The sequence below is a fragment of the Gordonia jacobaea genome (genome assembly GCF_965344965.1).
GTDB lineage: Bacteria > Actinomycetota > Actinomycetes > Mycobacteriales > Mycobacteriaceae > Gordonia > Gordonia jacobaea.
Window position 1 is genome coordinate 684,864 of record NZ_CBDRLS010000002.1, and the last position, 16,020, is coordinate 700,883.

General features: G+C 63.5%; 15 protein-coding genes. 5 read left to right on the forward strand and 10 right to left on the reverse strand.

The window, feature by feature from the left end; all coding sequences use genetic code 11:
* Window positions 1–6: 6 nt before the first annotated feature.
* Both kdpA and kdpF read right to left on the reverse strand, forming a co-directional pair.
* Window positions 7–1,962, reverse strand: a complete 1,956-nt coding sequence (gene kdpA, locus ACRVY7_RS09285; RefSeq protein ID WP_431816836.1) for a potassium-transporting ATPase subunit KdpA — start codon at window positions 1,960–1,962, stop codon at window positions 7–9.
* 2 nt (window positions 1,963–1,964) lie between these two features.
* Window positions 1,965–2,063 carry a K(+)-transporting ATPase subunit F gene (kdpF, locus tag ACRVY7_RS09290; protein WP_064861331.1) on the reverse strand — a complete coding sequence of 33 codons (99 nt, stop codon included), beginning with the start codon at window positions 2,061–2,063 and terminating at the stop codon, window positions 1,965–1,967.
* Window positions 2,064–2,421: 358 nt separating this feature from the next.
* On the opposite strand from kdpF, the gene ACRVY7_RS09295 reads away from it, so the two are divergent.
* A complete protein-coding gene (locus ACRVY7_RS09295; RefSeq protein ID WP_431816837.1) occupies window positions 2,422–2,919 on the forward strand; it encodes a DUF6611 family protein in 498 nt (165 codons plus the stop codon).
* Here ACRVY7_RS09295 and ACRVY7_RS09300 read toward each other — a convergent pair.
* The 5 genes from ACRVY7_RS09300 to ACRVY7_RS09320 all read right to left on the reverse strand — a co-directional run bounded on the left by ACRVY7_RS09300 (window position 2,906) and on the right by ACRVY7_RS09320 (window position 6,606).
* Complete coding sequence (locus ACRVY7_RS09300) at window positions 2,906–3,295, reverse strand: PPOX class F420-dependent oxidoreductase (RefSeq protein ID WP_431816838.1); 390 nt, start codon at window positions 3,293–3,295, stop codon at window positions 2,906–2,908. The genes ACRVY7_RS09295 and ACRVY7_RS09300 overlap by 14 nt on opposite strands.
* Window positions 3,296–3,333: 38 nt before the next feature.
* Window positions 3,334–4,104 (reverse strand): maleate cis-trans isomerase family protein, encoded by a 771-nt coding sequence (locus ACRVY7_RS09305; protein WP_431816839.1) that lies wholly within the window; start codon window positions 4,102–4,104, stop codon window positions 3,334–3,336.
* A gap of 163 nt (window positions 4,105–4,267) precedes the next feature.
* Entirely contained in the window at window positions 4,268–4,714 is a 447-nt protein-coding gene (locus tag ACRVY7_RS09310) for a hypothetical protein (RefSeq protein WP_431816840.1), read from the reverse strand.
* Window positions 4,715–5,602: 888 nt separating this feature from the next.
* Window positions 5,603–5,899 (reverse strand): WhiB family transcriptional regulator, encoded by a 297-nt coding sequence (locus ACRVY7_RS09315; RefSeq protein ID WP_431817064.1) that lies wholly within the window; start codon window positions 5,897–5,899, stop codon window positions 5,603–5,605.
* A gap of 107 nt (window positions 5,900–6,006) precedes the next feature.
* Window positions 6,007–6,606, reverse strand: a complete 600-nt coding sequence (locus ACRVY7_RS09320; RefSeq protein WP_431816841.1) for a DNA-3-methyladenine glycosylase I — start codon at window positions 6,604–6,606, stop codon at window positions 6,007–6,009.
* A gap of 92 nt (window positions 6,607–6,698) precedes the next feature.
* Here ACRVY7_RS09320 and ACRVY7_RS09325 point away from each other — a divergent pair, with 92 nt between their 5' ends.
* Complete coding sequence (locus ACRVY7_RS09325) at window positions 6,699–8,324, forward strand: dihydroxyacetone kinase family protein (protein WP_049700119.1); 1,626 nt, start codon at window positions 6,699–6,701, stop codon at window positions 8,322–8,324.
* Between the two features lie 187 nt (window positions 8,325–8,511).
* On the forward strand, window positions 8,512–9,081 hold the full coding sequence (gene sigK, locus ACRVY7_RS09330) for an ECF RNA polymerase sigma factor SigK (RefSeq protein ID WP_049700012.1): 570 nt from the start codon (window positions 8,512–8,514) through the stop codon (window positions 9,079–9,081).
* Between the two features lie 132 nt (window positions 9,082–9,213).
* Here the strand turns inward: sigK and clpB are convergent, their stop codons facing one another.
* Window positions 9,214–11,766, reverse strand: coding sequence for an ATP-dependent chaperone ClpB (gene clpB, locus ACRVY7_RS09335; protein ID WP_431816842.1), 2,553 nt, complete (start codon window positions 11,764–11,766; stop codon window positions 9,214–9,216).
* Window positions 11,767–12,091: 325 nt separating this feature from the next.
* Here clpB and ACRVY7_RS09340 point away from each other — a divergent pair, with 325 nt between their 5' ends.
* On the forward strand, window positions 12,092–12,772 hold the full coding sequence (locus ACRVY7_RS09340; protein WP_431816843.1) for a response regulator transcription factor: 681 nt from the start codon (window positions 12,092–12,094) through the stop codon (window positions 12,770–12,772).
* Between the two features lie 11 nt (window positions 12,773–12,783).
* Here the strand turns inward: ACRVY7_RS09340 and ACRVY7_RS09345 are convergent, their stop codons facing one another.
* Complete coding sequence (locus ACRVY7_RS09345) at window positions 12,784–14,127, reverse strand: sensor histidine kinase (protein WP_431817065.1); 1,344 nt, start codon at window positions 14,125–14,127, stop codon at window positions 12,784–12,786.
* A gap of 182 nt (window positions 14,128–14,309) precedes the next feature.
* On the opposite strand from ACRVY7_RS09345, the gene ACRVY7_RS09350 reads away from it, so the two are divergent.
* Window positions 14,310–15,065, forward strand: a complete 756-nt coding sequence (locus ACRVY7_RS09350) for an ABC transporter permease (protein WP_431816844.1) — start codon at window positions 14,310–14,312, stop codon at window positions 15,063–15,065.
* 35 nt (window positions 15,066–15,100) lie between these two features.
* Here the strand turns inward: ACRVY7_RS09350 and ACRVY7_RS09355 are convergent, their stop codons facing one another.
* Entirely contained in the window at window positions 15,101–15,910 is an 810-nt protein-coding gene (locus ACRVY7_RS09355; RefSeq protein WP_431816845.1) for a phosphatase PAP2 family protein, read from the reverse strand.
* Between the last annotated feature and the right edge of the window lie 110 nt (window positions 15,911–16,020).

Genomic DNA, 16,020 nt, shown 5'->3' on the forward strand with positions numbered 1-16,020 from the left:
TGACGCTCACAGAAGTGCCTCCGCGATGGGTCCCAGCGCCATGGCCGGGAAGAAGGTGAGACCGGCCACGAGAAGGATCGTGCCGAGTAGCAATACGCCGAACAGAACTCCGTGCGTGGGGAGATTGGCCTCGGCGCGCACGGCCTCCTGCCGCTCGAGGACGGCAACCACCCCGCCGCTACCGCTGGTCGAGCTTGTCGAGACCTCCTCGCCGGCCGAGCTTGTCGAGCCCTGCCCGCTGGTCGAGCCCACCTCGCTGGTCGAGCCCCCACCGCTGGTCGAGCTTGTCGAGACCACCCCACCGCCGGTCGAGCTCCCACCGCTGGTCGAGCTTGTCGAGACCACCTCGCCGGTCGAGCCCTCCTCGCTGGTCGAGCTCCCACCGCTGGTCGAGCCTGTCGAGACCACCCCGCGCGGGCGTTGGCGGCTGAGCAGCCCCGCGAGCGCGAGCACGAACACGATCGGCAAGAACCGGCCGAGAAGCATCGCCATTCCGAGCGACGTCTGGAACCAGTCACTGGTGACCGTCAGCCCACCGAACGCGCTGCCGTTGTTGTTCGCTGCCGACGCATACGCGTAGATCACCTCGGAGAACCCGTGGATCGATCCCGGAGTCCCTGGGTCGCCGCTGTTGCCCTGGGCGTCGAGCGTCGAACCCATCGCAACGCTGACACCGACGCCGACGAGCACCAGAGCGGGCATGACCAGTACGTACAGCGCCGCCATGGTGATCTCGTTCTGGCCGATCTTCTTTCCGAGGAACTCCGGCGAGCGTCCGACGAGTAGACCGCCGACGAACACCGTGACCACAGCCATCATCAGGATTCCGTAGAGGCCGGTGCCGACGCCGCCGGGCGCGACCTCGCCTAGAAGCATGTTCCAGATCACCGCTCCGCCACCACCGGCGGAGAGGCTGTCGTGCGCGGCATTGACTGCGCCCGTTGATGTTCCGGTCGTCGAGACGGCGAACAACGCACTTCCGGGAATACCGAAACGCTGTTCTTTGCCCTCCATCATCGCGCCGGCAGCCTGAGCGGCGAGACCGTTGGTGTGCGATTCGAAACTCCACACGATCGCGAGCATCACGCCCCAGATCGCCGCCATCACGCCGAGCAGCGTGAGGCCCTGGCGTCGATCGCGCACCAGCGTGCCATAGGTACGTGTCAGGCAGATCGGAATGATCAGGATCGCAAGGATTTCCACGACGTTGCTGAACGGCGTCGGATTCTCGAACGGATGCGCCGAGTTCGCCGACAGCGTGCCGCCGCCGTTGGTTCCGAGTTCCTTGATCGCCTCCTGAGAAGCGAACGGCCCCACCATGCTTCGAGAAGGATCGCCCGACATCGTCGTGAAGCCGAAGCCGCTGTGCCACGACTGCACCACACCCTGAGTCAGCAGGACGATCGCAACGATCACGCTGAGTGGCAGGAGAATACGCACGCATGTACGCGTGAGGTCGACCCAGAAGTTGCCGATCAGGCCGTCGCCGCGTCGGTTCACCAATCCCCTGATGAGCGCTACGGCCACAGCCATGCCGACGGCGGCAGACACGAAGTTCTGCACCGCGAGTCCGAGCATCTGGGAAAGGTTGCTCATCACCACTTCTGGCGAATACGACTGCCAGTTGGTGTTGGTGACAAACGAGATCGCGGTGTTGAACGCCGTCGCGGGATTGACACCTGCCTTGCCGTCCGACCAGGGCAGCACGCCCTGTAGCCGCTGCAGCAGATAGAGAAAGAGAAACGAGATCAGCGAAAAGGCCAGTACCGCAAGCACATAGCCGACCCACGTCTGTTCGCGTCGGGCGTCGACGCGAGCCAACGAGTAGATCACGCGCTCGGGCAGCAGGTCGCGAGTGCTGCGGTACACGCGGGCCATGTAGTCGCCCAGCGGCACGTAGACGACTGCGAGAACCAGGACGACGAACGCCACCTGGAGCGCCCCCGCAAGGGATGAATTCACGTTCAGAACCTTTCCGGCTTGATCAGCGCGATCATGAGGTAGATCGCTGTCGCCGCCGACAGGACCAGCAGAACCACGTTCAACACTCCGTCTGCAGTCATCGGCCGATCCTCGCGTCGACGCCCCGGACCACCAGGACGCATATCGCGAAGCCGATCAACGCGGCGAGTACATAAAGCACATCGGCCACTTGTCACACTCCTTGGCTGGGCATGCCGAACGTCGAGCTGGCGAACGGCGCACCACAGCTTCTGTCTAATTCGTCTGTGTTGGAAGACCTCTTAACGCGTTCCATACGCGGCACCGGGGTTTGTTGACGCAACCTTCGCGCCAACCGACTCAGCCGTGCAGCGGGCCTCGTCAAAGGCGCGTCAAAGGCGCGTCAAGATCTGCGCTCACGGCGTCGAGAAGTCGTGAGGAATATGCTCTCCCGCGTGTGTAGGAGTTAGAACCGATCACATGAACGAGTCAGGATCGTCGCGCTGGGGATACGTCCAGGTCGGCTACGCGCGCCATTGGGTCTGCCATCGCATCGTCGTGTATCCGCCCGGCACCAGCGAGGACGACGCGCGCTGGCTGCGCGTGTGGCGGGCACTACCCTTCGTCGCGATCGCGACGGTGTTGACCGCAGCGTTGATCGCGTCGTGGATGGGTCGCTCCGGGCTTGCCGGAATGCTGAGTGGAATGGTTGTCGCGTTCGCGACGGTTGTGGTCGTGGGGCAGCGGACCCACCTGGTGCGCACGCAGACACGCACAATGGAGGCGTGGACGGGTTACGGAACCGACGCCACCGCCCGAGCTACCCAGCGGAGTATCTGCGAACTCGCCGCTGCCCTGCGCGACGCCGATGGTCGTCTCGCTTCAGGTGCGATCAGCCCCGTCGAACACGAAATGGTGTGGGCACGTTGCTATCACGAGATTCCCGCTGCCCGGCGGCGTCGCCTCAGCGCGGTGTGATCGCGATGCCGATCGTCCCATCCTTGCCACGACGGATCAGGCTTGCCTTGACGAGACCCCAGCCGACGATGCCGTACTTTTTCGAGATCGCGCTGCGCGCGCGATCGGTACCGGCGGCGTCGAGGATCGTCGCGGTTCCGTCCACCGGTTGACCCTGGAGCTTCTTTCCGCGCGCATCACACGCCTGGACGACGACGTGCGAGTCGCGTCGAATCCGCTTGACCTTCCACGAGTCGGTCTCTGTCCACATCAGTAGCGACCCGCCGTCGTAGGCCGCCCACAGAGGCGACGACACCGGCGTCCCGTCTTTGCGAAAAGTGGTCAGCTGCACGTACTTTGCATCGGTCGCAGCGTCGAAGGGCTTATCGGTGGCCATACCCAACCCTACTTCGCTCAACCCGATATCGGAGTCGCTCACGCGGCGCGTGCGAACAGCGACTGGTCGGCAGCACGTACCGCGTAGGAGTGAGTGATCCCTGGCGACAGCACGCCGGCGTCGACGAGCGTCGCCCACGCGGTCACCTGGTTGGCCGAGAGCACCGGCTTGCCGAGTTCGGCTTCGAGTGCGCCGAGGACGTCGTAGGTCCAGAGGTTGGTGCAGGACACGAAGATCGCGTCCGCGTCCGGATGGTCGGCGCCACGGATCAGATCGGCCGTGACCGAATACGGAATGGTCCAGATGTCGTGGTCACGACCGAGTCCGGCCTGCGCCACCACGCTGCGTCCGGCCTGCGCGAGAAAGTCGCACAGCAACCCGGTGAGCGCATTCGTATAGGGCGTCGCCACGGCTATCCGACTGATTCCCAACGCATCCAACGCGCGTAACAGCGCTTCCGACGTCGTGACCGCACGCTGCGCACCGGCACCCAACATGCAGTTGGAGAGTTCGACGGCCCCGGAGATGCCGTAGACAAAGCTGCCCGACGCACACGCGTACGCGTATGCACTGGGCCGAACGGCCGATATCGCGCGCACCGCCGCCGCGATCTCGGCGTGGTTGTTCAGGTCCTTGCACATGTCGACGTCGACCGGAGCGTCGATGAATCCGGTTCGGGTGAAATACAGCGAGACGCCGTCGGGCATCCAGCGCCACAGCTCGCGGTCGAGAGCCATATCGAACGGGCAGACGATCCCGATGCCAACCTGCTCGCCGGGGCCATCACCCCACCCGAATTCGTACTCCATGCAGGCATGATGACACATTGTCGGATTGTTGACAGTTTGAGCGCACAAGTTTTTCGACCCGCTGCTGAGCCGTGTAGGTAGCCGGCGGCAACATCGAATCGCAGGAGTCAATCCTCGCCCGCTTCGCCGCCCGACAACGTCCCGGTCGACGTGCACCCAGACGTTATGTCCTGTCCGGGATGCTGCGCTGCGCACTCGCTGGCACAAAGTAGCGGCCTGCAAGCGCGCCGACGCCCATCAATCCGTATGCGACGAACAACGACGTGACGAACACATCGAACTGTCTATCTGAAAGTCTGGGATACCCTCCGTCCCAAATCATCATGATTATCCCGTCCCCTGTTACCCCCACAAGTACCAAACCAAGCGCGATACGTTGCGACATTTCAGGGATATACGCAGAAGCTTTTCCTAAGAGTGCGGGTATTGCAGTTGCACCGACTCCAGCCAGCGCAGCAAGCAGAGCGAACGCTATCAGGAAAATGGCCGCCGCAGCCCTGCTCTCCGGCACCACCGCTTCGCCAAACAGTACAAAGAATGTGTTAGCAGCCAACCAAATGACTAATCCGGCGACTACCGCGTAGATTGATACTGACTTGTCAGACTTCATCACGCCCTAATTTCTGTAGAGTCGGACCCCAGGTACGCCAACACGGGAACCCTTGCCCAGCACCGTATGGAAGTCATCCCGGTCCATTTATCCAGAGATATCGGATAGTGAGAAACAGTCGAAGGTTCCCTCATCCTGCGCGGCCAGCCTTGTCGCGCATACCTCTTTTCGCTCTAGAGGCAAATTGATCCAGTAACTACGGAGCCATTCCTTCGATCCGATCGACCTGCAAGTAGTGGCTCGGGTCATTTAGCATGAGCCTCATCAAATAGGGATTTGATACCGTACGAACAGTCGCCCTCCAGCCAGCGGTATCCCACTCTTTCTCATATCGTCTTCGTCGCCTTGACCACTCAAGCTCCTTCGACTCAAATGTGCGCCGCGTCATACGTTAACCGCTGCGACTACGTTGGGTTGCGGAACTAACGGATATGGCTGGATTGGGTCGCAACACCCCGGGCTGACCACACCGACCTCTCCATCACCTGGACCAGCACCCGCACAGGCGAAACCATCACCACCTACCCGCGGTGACCACCTAGCCGGGGTGACATCGTCTTGTCGCATGAGCCCGATCCGTATGACAGTTTGGCCGGATTCCGGGGTCGACGTCATACGGATCGCTGGGCGGTCGAGCAGCACCCCGACCCGGCGCAGCGCCGCAGATCCGTATGACAACCTGGGCCCATTTCCGGGGTCGACGTCATACGGATCGCCGGACGCTCGAGCAGCACCCCGACCTGGCGCAGCGCCGCAGATCCGTATGACAGTCCGGGCCCATTTCCGGCGTGAACGTCATACGGATCGCTCGGCGCCCGCGCGAGCGCCAGCCCCAGACACCGTCTCGGGGGCTACAGCCGGGGGCCGCGTGGGTCGTGCCCGTCCATGTCAGGCTGCGGTCTTGCGCGGGCGGCCGGGAGGACGTTTGCGCGCGATCACCGCACCACGCTCGAAGATCTCGCCGCCCCAGACACCCCAGGGCTCGGCACGATCAAGCGCGGCCTGCAGGCACTGCGCCCGCAGCGGGCAGTCGGCGCACATCGCCTTCGCCCGCTCGAGGTCACGAGGGTCGTCGGCGAACCACAGGTCGGCGTCGGCTTCCTGACACGGAAGGGCCGATGCGCTCGGTGCCGCACTGACACAGTGCAGGCCGCCGCAGGTCCGCAGCACGCCGGGAGTGGTCAGTGACGGCACATGCGCGCGACGCATGACGCGTGAGTGGTGCGATGAACAACTGGCATCGGCGGTCATGCTGACGAGGCTAAAAGTTCAACCTCACTCGAAGTCAAGGGTCACTGCAACGCCAGATAATCCTCGATGGCCGCGGCAACTGTCGGCCGGGTCACGCAGTCGTAGGCGTGGTCGTTGACCATCCCCGACGCCTGCATCAGCGCGAACATCGTGGTCGGACCGACAAACTTCCAACCGCGCTTCTTGAGATCTTTCGAGAGCCTCGTCGAATCCTCGGACAACGTCATCGAACCCGGAATATGTTCTGCTGCAGGCGCGTACCGCCAGAAGAAGGATTCCAACGACCCCTCGGCATCGATGAGTTCGCTCGCCCGACGCGCATTGTTGATCGACGCTTCGATCTTCCCGCGATGACGAATGATCCCGGCGTCGCCGAGAAGACGTTCGACGTCACGCTCGGTGAAGCGGGCGACCTTCTCGACGTCGAAACCCGCGAATGCGGCTCGGAAGTTTTCGCGTTTGGTGAGGATCGTTCGCCAGCTCAGGCCGGATTGGAAGCCTTCGAGGCAGACCCGCTCGAACAGCGCGGTGTCGCCGGTGAGCGGAAATCCCCACTCCGTGTCGTGATAGGTCGTCTCGGGCTCGACCGCTGCCCAGGTACAACGCGACACACCATCGTCGCCAACGATCACGTCCACCATGTGCCCTGCCTCCCAGTCCGCCGCCGCCGAGCGTATCGCGGGACTCCGACACGATCGGCACCTCCATCCGCTTTACCGATACGGTGGATTGCGTGAGCGACTACATCCTGAATTCACCGGGCACCTTCATCACCGACTCGCTCCGCGGTTTTGTTGCCGCTCACCCCGACATCGTCTGGCAGTCCGACCCCGGTTTCCTCCACCTGCGCGAGCGCGACGGCGAAAGCAACGTCGCCCTCGTCTCCGGCGGCGGGTCAGGCCACGAACCCATGCACTCCGGAATGATCGGCACCGGCATGCTCGACGCCGCATGCCCCGGACTGGTCTTCACCTCGCCCAATGCCCTGCAGATCGTCGGTGCCACACGGTGGGCGGACCGCGGCGCGGGCGTGCTGCACATCGTGAAGAACTACACCGGCGACGTCATGAACTTCCGCATCGCGCGGCACCTGGTGCGCGATGACATCGAGACCGATCATGTGATCGTCGCCGACGACGTGGCATCAGACTCCGCAACCGGCCCCGGTCGTCGAGGAACCGGAGCGACCATCCTGGTCGAGAAGATCTGTGGAGCCGCAGCAGCTCGCGGCGACGATCTCGGCACCGTCGCCGACATCGGCCGGCGCGTAGCGGACAACGCCCGCAGCATCTCGGTGGCTTATCACGCGTGCACCATGCCGTCGAAGTCTGCGCCGACCTTCGAGCTCGACGCCGACGAGATGGAGTTCGGAGTGGGCATCCACGGCGAAGCCGGCCGTGAACGCACCGCCCGCGTCGGTGCCCGTGAACTCGTCAATCGCATGGTCGACCCGCTCGTCGACGCACTCTCACTCACCCACGGCGAAGAAGTGATCTGCCTGGTGAACGGCTTGGGCGCCGCCCACCCACTCGAACTCGACCTCGTGTTCGGTGAGGTCGTCGCAGACCTTGATCGTCGCGGGATCTCGATCGCCAGGCCGATGGTAGGAACATTCGTCACGGCCCTCGACATGCGTGGCGTCTCGATCACCCTACTGCGAGCCGACGACGAGATCGTGTCGCTCTTCGACGCCCCGACCACCGCGCCGGGATGGGCGGCCAATCCGGCGCGTGGTACCGCCCCGCTGAGCGACACCACGTTCGCCGAACCCTCGGACTCCGCAGACGACGGAGCTGAGAACGAGTGGCTGACACGCTTTGTCCGACACGTCCAGGAGTCGATCGACGATCTGACCGAGCTCGACCAAAAGGCAGGTGACGGCGATTTCGGAACCAACATGGAAGCCGCCCTGTCTCACTTCAGCCTTCCGGTGCGCGGTACCGACAGCCAGGTATTGAACGCCATCAGCACGTCGTATCTCGTCCGCTCCGGCGGGACGTCCGGCGTCATCTTCGGCGTGCTATTCCGCGAGTTGGCCAACGCCTTCACCGAGACAGACGACGTCGAGGCCGCAATCCGCGAGGGTTCCTCGCATGCGCTCGCAGAGATCCAGGATCTCGGCGGCGCCCAGGTCGGTGACAACACGATGGTCGACGCTCTCAGCCCGGCCGTCGACGCGTTGGAGAATGGCGACTCTCTCGCCGACGTCGCCCAGAAGGCTGCTGATGGCGCCGAATCCACGCGTGACACAACCGCAACCAAGGGTCGAGCAAGCTACGTCGGCGAGAATGCGCGCGGCGTCGTCGATCCGGGTGCGCTCGTCGTTTCCTGGCTCTATCAAGCTCTGACTGACGACTGACGCGTTCATCCATGAAAATCGTTAACCTATAACGTCCCGTCGCGTTATTACTTCGTGACCGCGGGTGCCCTCGGTTTCGAGTTCGTCGCAATCCGCCGTTGCCCCTGACGGTCTTCGCCTCCGAAGACCTAGCGTTTAGCCCACGTCGAGAAGTCGGCGCTGCGCACTACGACAACAGGAGCTCGACATGAGTGATTCAACGGGACGCCTGTCTGCACTGCTCTCCCGCATCGCGGAGGGAGACGCGCACGCCTTTGCCGCCTTCTACGACGAAACCAGTCACCGTGTCTACGGCATGGTTCTGCGCATCGTGCGCGATCGAGGCCTCAGCGAGGAAACCACGCAGGAGGTCTTCCTCACGGTGTGGCGGTCAGCGCACACTTTCGACCCGGAGTCGGGTTCGCCGCTCGGGTGGCTGATGACGCTCGCGCACCGACGAGCCGTCGACCGGGTCCGCTCGGAGACCGCGGCAAAGCGTCGACTTCACGTCTACAGCACGGCCGAACAGTCCACCCGGATCGAACACGACGTCGTCAGCGAATCGGCTGAGCGTCGCGAAACCGTTCGCGAGGTGCGATCCCTGCTCTCACGGCTGACCGAACTGCAGCGCGAAGCCATCGAGCTCGCCTACTTCCGCGGCATGACCTACCGCGAGGTGGCCGACGAACTCGGCGTCGCGCTGCCGACCGCGAAGTCGCGTATCCGGCAGGCCCTCAAGCGTCTCGAGCCGCACATCGCGGCGGTTCCTGCCGCCTGAGCACCTGAACGCGCACAGAGTCCCCAAACCGCAAGGCCCCCTCAAAAAAGAAAGGTCCCGACCCACGAATGGGTCGGGACCTTTCTGGCCTGTCGGCGTGTCAGCCGTGTCGACGTGTCAATCCTGTGGCGGTCAGCCCAGAACCAACCCGTCGCCGTCGGCGCTCACGTTGACCGGCACGACGTCGCCGTCGCGGACGTCACCGGCGAGCAACGCCTTGGCGAGCTTGTCGCCGATGGCCTGTTGCACCAGGCGACGCAGCGGACGCGCACCGTAGAGCGGATCGAATCCCCGCTCGGCGAGCCATTCCTTGGCCTTGGGCGTGACCTGCAACTCGAGGCGACGCTGTGCGAGTCGCTTCTGCAGCTGGCCGAGCTGGATGTCGACGATCGACACCAGTTCCTCCGGGCTCAGCGCGTCGAAGATCACGACGTCGTCGAGTCGGTTGATGAACTCCGGCTTGAAGGCCGCGCGCACTGCCGCCATCACCTGGTCCTTGTCGCCGCCGGAACCGAGGTTCGACGTCAGGATGAGGATGGTGTTGCGGAAGTCCACGGTGCGGCCCTGACCGTCGGTCAGGCGTCCTTCGTCCAGAACCTGCAGCAGGATGTCGAAGACGTCGGGGTGAGCCTTCTCGACCTCGTCGAAGAGGACCACCGTGTACGGACGACGCCGCACAGCCTCGGTCAACTGACCGCCCTGCTCGTAGCCGACGTAGCCGGGAGGTGCACCGACAAGCCTTGCGACGGCATGCTTTTCGCCGTACTCACTCATGTCGATGCGCACCATCGCGCGCTCGTCGTCGAACAAGAACTCCGCCAGCGCCTTGGCCAGCTCGGTCTTGCCAACACCCGTCGGTCCGAGGAACAGGAACGATCCCAGTGGCCGGTTCGGATCGGCGACGCCTGCGCGTGCACGCCGCACGGCGTCGGAGACCGCGACGACAGCGTCTTTCTGACCGATGACGCGTTGTCCCAGTTCGTCTTCCATGCGCAGCAGCTTGGCGGTCTCACCCTCGAGCATCTTGCCCGCGGGGATGCCCGTCCACGCCGACACGACCTGTGCGACGTCGTCGGGGCCGACCTCCTCCTGCAGCATCACGTCTTCGTCAGGGTCGGTGCCGGTCTTCTCGATCGCGGCCTCCAACTCCTTCTCCAAGCCCGGAATCTTGCCGTAGCGCAGCTCGGCCGCGCGGCCGAGATCGCCGTCACGCTCAGCGCGATCCGCTTCTCCGCGAAGGCGTTCCAGCTCTTCTTTGGTGTCGCGAACGGCGTCGATGGCGGTCTTCTCCGACTGCCAGCGCGCGGAGAGCTCGTTGAGCTTCTCTTTCTGATCGGCCAGTTCCTGACGCAGCTTTTCCAGACGTTGCTTCGACGCCTCGTCGTGCTCCTTTTCGAGCGCGACCTCTTCGACCTCGAGGCGTCGGACGACACGCTCGACCTCGTCGATCTCGACGGGGCGCGAGTCGATCTCCATCCGCAGGCGCGACGCCGCCTCGTCGACAAGGTCGATGGCCTTGTCGGGCAGGAAGCGCGAGGTGATGTAGCGATCGGAAAGTGTTGCGGCAGCGACCAATGCGGAGTCGGTGATGCGCACACCGTGGTGCACCTCGTACCGCTCCTTCAGGCCACGCAGGATGCCGATTGCGTCTTCGACGCTCGGCTCGCCGACGTACACCTGCTGGAAACGACGCTCCAGTGCGGCGTCCTTCTCGATGTACTTGCGGTACTCCTCTAGGGTCGTGGCACCGACGAGTCGCAGCTCACCACGAGCAAGCATCGGCTTAATCATGTTGCCCGCGTCCATGGCGGAATCGCCTGTGGCACCGGCACCTACGATGGTGTGCAGCTCGTCGATGAATGTGATGACCTGTCCGGCCGATCCCTTGATCTCGTCGAGCACGGCCTTCAACCGCTCCTCGAACTCGCCGCGGTACTTGGCGCCCGCGACCATCGATCCGAGGTCCAACGAGACAACGGTCTTGTTGCGCAACGACTCCGGCACGTCACCTTCGACGATGCGCTGAGCAAGCCCCTCGACGATGGCGGTCTTGCCGACACCTGGCTCACCGATCAACACCGGGTTGTTCTTGGTACGACGACTGAGCACCTGCACCACACGACGGATCTCGGAGTCGCGCCCGATGACCGGGTCGAGCTTGCCCTCACGGGCAGCCGCGGTCAGGTCGGTCGAGTACTTCTCCAACGCCTGATAGGTGGATTCGGGGTCTTCGGACGTCACGCGCGCGGTGCCACGGACGGCGACGAACGCCTCCTGCAGCGCCTGCGGGGTTGCGCCGTTGTCATGCAACAGCTTGGCGACGTCGGAATCACCGGTCGCCAATCCGACGACGAGGTGCTCGGTGGAGACATATTCGTCGTTCAGTTCGGTCGCGAGCTGCTGGGCGGCCGTGACCGCCGCGATCGACTCGCGGGAGAGTTGCGGCTGAGCGCTGGCACTCGACACCGTCGGCGCCCGATCGACCATGGCCTGGGCCTGTGCGCGAATAGTCGACGGATTCACTCCGACCGCCTTGAGCAGCGGCGATGCGATCCCATCGGACTGGTCGAGCAATGCCACCAGGATGTGGGCGGGACGTACGTCGGGGTTACCAGCAGCGGCCGCCGCCTGCACGGCAGCGCTCAACGCCTGCTGTGTCTTGGTGGTCGGGGTGAAGCTGTCCACTTCGTGGTACCTCTTTCTCTACGTTTGCGTTGCGTTCTTAAGTCTCCGTGGCTCAATTATGGCCACTCGAGTTGTTCAACGCGAGTAGAGTTGAGTCCATTCCACTCAGGTTTGGTAGTTTTGTGACATAAGTCACCGCTCGTGTCACGCGACGGTGCTCCCCGGCCGACAAATGTGTGTCGAATCGAAGGATGTGGGCGCTGCAGCACCCACAACCTCACGTACGACACACATCTACCGCCCCCTCGGCCCACACGGGACCACTCAGTGTCTCCACAGCGGCGATCGCGCACACTGTGTTCGGAGAAGAGGCGGTGAAGGTGGCGTGCGCATCCTTGTAGTCGACGACGACCGTAACGTCGTCGAGACGGTCCGCAGGATGATGGTGGCCGAGGGCTGGGTGGTCGACGTCGTGCACGACGGTGCGCTCGGCCTGGAGAAGGCCACCTCCGAGCGCTTCGATGTGATCGTGCTCGACATCATGATGCCGGGCCTCAACGGATACGAGGTCGTACGTTCGCTACGACGTTCCCAGGTGTGGACACCCGTGTTGATGCTGACGGCCAAGGACGGCGAGTACGACCAAGCCGACGCCTTCGATTTCGGCGCCGACGACTATCTGACCAAGCCGTTCTCGTTCATCGTGTTGATCGCGCGGATGCGCGCACTTGCCCGCCGCGGCGCACCCGAACGACCGGCAGTACTCACTGCCGGCACCCTGTCTCTCGACCCGGCAGCCCACGTCGCGTCCCGCGGCGAGACGGAACTCACCCTCACGCCAAGGGAATTCAGCATGCTGGAGTTCCTGATGCGCCACAAAGGTGAGGTGGTCACCCGAGCGGAGATTCTCGACTCCGTCTGGGACGTGAACTATCGCGGCGACGAGAATGTCGTCGAAGTCTACGTGAGCTATCTCCGCAAGAGGATCGATACCCCGTTCGGGTGCAAGGCAATTCAGACTGTGCGCGGCGTCGGATATCGCCTGGCGGCCGACGGGGGCGGCTAGGCACGTCCGGGCTAGTCCAAGCTCTGCTCGACGCTCAGCCGAAAGCCGACTGCTGCTCCCCCACCATCGGCGTCCGTGATCACCACGGTCCCACCGTGGGCGCGGACGATCTCCGAGACAATAGCCAGTCCGAGACCCGAACCGCCTGATTCGCGCTGCCGCGAGGCGTCGAGGCGCACGAATCGCTCTGTGACACGGGCTTTGTCGCCGTCAGGGATACCGTCACCGTCGTCGGCAACCATGATCGTGACGGTCGCATCCGCGACGTCTCTCGACATCGTCACCGACAGGCGACTGGAGGCATGACGCGCAGCATTGTCGGCGATGTTGCGTAACGCGCGTGCGAGCTTGTCTGCGTCGCCGCGAACCCGAGCGGCAACGATTCGAGCGTCGACGACGTGATCGGTCACCGCGTCGAGTCGGGTGACTTCTGCACTGACGATCTCGTCGAGATCGACGTCATCGAGAAGTAGTGGCACTCCACTTTCATCGGCGCGGGCAAGAAGCAGGAGATCGGCAACCATCTGTTGAAGGCGCAGAGCATCGGGGAGCATCACGGAATCGACCGTGTCCGGATCGATGGGCTGGCGTTTGACACTCGAAAGATCCAGCAGCCCAACAAGTGTGGTCAGTGGACTGTTCAGCTCATGCGACGCATCGTTGACGAACTGCAGTTGCTGCGTTCGTGACACCTCGATACGGGCGAGCATCTCATTCATGGTCACGGCCAGCGCAGACACCTCGTCGCCCGTAGCGGGTACCGGGACCCGTTGGGTGAGGTCACCACCCGAGATCTCCTCGACGCGTGCGCGGATATCGTCGACGGGACGAAGTGCGCGCCCCACGAAAACGTAAGTGAGGAAGGCCATTCCGACAACGACGAATGGAAAGACGATGGAGCACAGTATCCCGAGCGCGACAACGGTGGCATTGATGGGCGCCTCTTCCGCGCCGACCTGGATGGTGAAGACTCCTTCGGGTGTCTTGACCCCGTAGGCGCTCGCCTGGAATTCCTGCTCGGTGTCGGTGGCGTGCGCGCCGTGGATCGTCAACCGCTGCCCGGCGGCCAACGGAGGTGACATCGGTCGCGAGTAGACGGGTTTGTTGGCCAACCTCAGAGCGCCCGACTCGTCGGTGATCTGTATGACCGCTATGTTCTGGCCGCTCGCGAGCAGCGCCGGGTCGATACCCCCGACACCTTCAGCCGACAACGAGCTCGCTATTTGCTCTGCGCGCGCGAATGTGGCGGCATCAGCACTCCGCAGCAACACGTGATGTAGTGCTTCGACCATGACCACCGCCGCGATTGCCAACGCGCATGCGACGAGGCCGGTCGCGAGAAGCGTGAGCCGCATGCGTACGGGACGAGTCCAGGCGACAAGTCGGCCAAGAATCGTCCTTGCACGCTGATACACCTTCCGAAGCCTAGTCGGCCGTATGTATCCATAGTGGCGCTACTCAGCGTCCCCTAAGCTTCCACCAGCAAGGATGCCCCACATGTGTGTCGGTCTTCCCGAGTCGGCAGACGGAGCCGCTCGTGAAAGCTGACCACACCGTCGTCCATCTCGGTCCAGCCCTGGCAGTCTCCATCGCAGTGCTCGCCGTGATCGCGATCGCCGTCAACCGATACAACGATCGCGCACTCGCCGCAGCGACCGCACGGTCCGCGACCCGCGCAGTCTGCCAGTTAGCTGTTCTGGCAGCAGTATTGGCGCTAGTCATCCACGCCCTGTGGGCATCGGCAGTATTCGTAGTCGTCATGGCGATCACCGCCGCGGCGACCTCGGCAGGTCGCGTGTCAGCAGCACACCGTGCGAGCGTGCGGAAGACAATCCGGTGCCTCGTCCCGGTAGCAGCCAGCACAATCCTGATCGTCGTGACACTGGTTGCTGTGGGCGTACTACCCGCCACTGGCATCGCGATCATCCCGACCGCCGGAATCATGTTCGGAGGTGCGATGAATACGACGTCGATCGCCGGCAAGCGCGCGCACGATGAACTTCGCACTCGGCACGGCGAGGTCGAAGCGGCACTGTCACTGGGGTTCTCGTCGCGCGATGCCCGACTGGAGATCATCAGGCCTACTGCGGCAACAGCATTGATTCCCGGACTGGATCAGACCCGCTCAGTTGGCCTCGTCACCATTCCGGGCGCGTTCGTCGGGATGGTTCTCGGTGGAGCCTCGACCACCGCAGCGGCGATCATGCAACTCTTCGTCTTGATCTCGTTGCTGGCGGTGAGTGCAGTGGCCGCGCTCGTCACTGTCGAAATGGTTTCCCGAGACCTTCTCTGACAGAGGCGAAGGTGGGATGCCACCGGCCTCTCCGATCAGTGATGGGCAGAGAACCACTCCGCATACTCGGTGGCCCATACACCAGCCAGGTGTCCTGCCTGTCGCGCCGCGGACGCTCCATCGGATATGCCGTCACCGTCGACTGCCAGAATCACCGCGACGGCACTGAGAACCAACAGGATCGCCACGATGAGGACGCTGCGTCTTCGGGACGTCCACTTCGCCACTGCCAATTCAACGATAGGGAGCACGAGTAGCGTTGCAGCGCAGGCGACAACAACAGCAGCGACCACATCTGACATCCACTGAACACCGAGATACAGGCGCGTTGCGCAGACGAACACAACCGCGACGACGGCGCACACCCACAACGCAGTGCGAGCACCACCGCCCGCCGACCGTGCTACGAGGGAAGCCGCGGCGACCACCAGTGCAGCAGTCCCAGCCACGTGGCCAGAGGGAAACGAATAGGTGGTTTCCAATACGCCCACCTGGTCTGCGACCGGCGGGCGCGGGCGCGCAGCCAGCACTTTCAACGTCGCACACAGCGCCCCGGCGCTCGCGACTGTGGCAATCAACATGACGGCGCGCAGGACACTCGCATCGCACACGTACAGAATGAGCGCCGCGAGAGCAGTCCAGACAGCGATCGCCCACGGGCTAAAAGCCTGAGTCGCAACGTCGACGACCGATGTCCGGTGAGGCGTATGAAGTCGATTCGCCGCAGACATGATCGTTGTGTCAATGGGCAGTGGGCCGCCGCCCGAGATGCGCAGTGCGACACACGCAACCACAAGGACAAGGGCCAACGCCAATCCGCCCGACACGCGAATGTAGCTCGACATGATGTCACTATTGATCAGCAGCCCTGTGGAGATGCTGAGTCACACTGAGTACAAGGGTTCGCTCGACGAAGCCGCGGGCCATCTCAACGGGCGCTGAGTTTCTTAACCGG

Coding starts and splice junctions, on each gene's coding strand:
- ACRVY7_RS09300 (WP_431816838.1), bottom strand. CDS start 3,295: ATGGCCACCGATAAGCCCTTCGACGCTGCGACCGATGCAAAGTACGTG.
- sigK (WP_049700012.1), top strand. CDS start 8,512: ATGAGTGATTCAACGGGACGCCTGTCTGCACTGCTCTCCCGCATCGCG.
- ACRVY7_RS09295 (WP_431816837.1), top strand. CDS start 2,422: ATGAACGAGTCAGGATCGTCGCGCTGGGGATACGTCCAGGTCGGCTAC.
- kdpF (WP_064861331.1), bottom strand. CDS start 2,063: ATGACTGCAGACGGAGTGTTGAACGTGGTTCTGCTGGTCCTGTCGGCG.
- ACRVY7_RS09310 (WP_431816840.1), bottom strand. CDS start 4,714: ATGAAGTCTGACAAGTCAGTATCAATCTACGCGGTAGTCGCCGGATTA.
- ACRVY7_RS09345 (WP_431817065.1), bottom strand. CDS start 14,127: ATGCGGCTCACGCTTCTCGCGACCGGCCTCGTCGCATGCGCGTTGGCA.
- ACRVY7_RS09305 (WP_431816839.1), bottom strand. CDS start 4,104: ATGGAGTACGAATTCGGGTGGGGTGATGGCCCCGGCGAGCAGGTTGGC.
- ACRVY7_RS09355 (WP_431816845.1), bottom strand. CDS start 15,910: ATGTCGAGCTACATTCGCGTGTCGGGCGGATTGGCGTTGGCCCTTGTC.
- ACRVY7_RS09320 (WP_431816841.1), bottom strand. CDS start 6,606: ATGGTGGACGTGATCGTTGGCGACGATGGTGTGTCGCGTTGTACCTGG.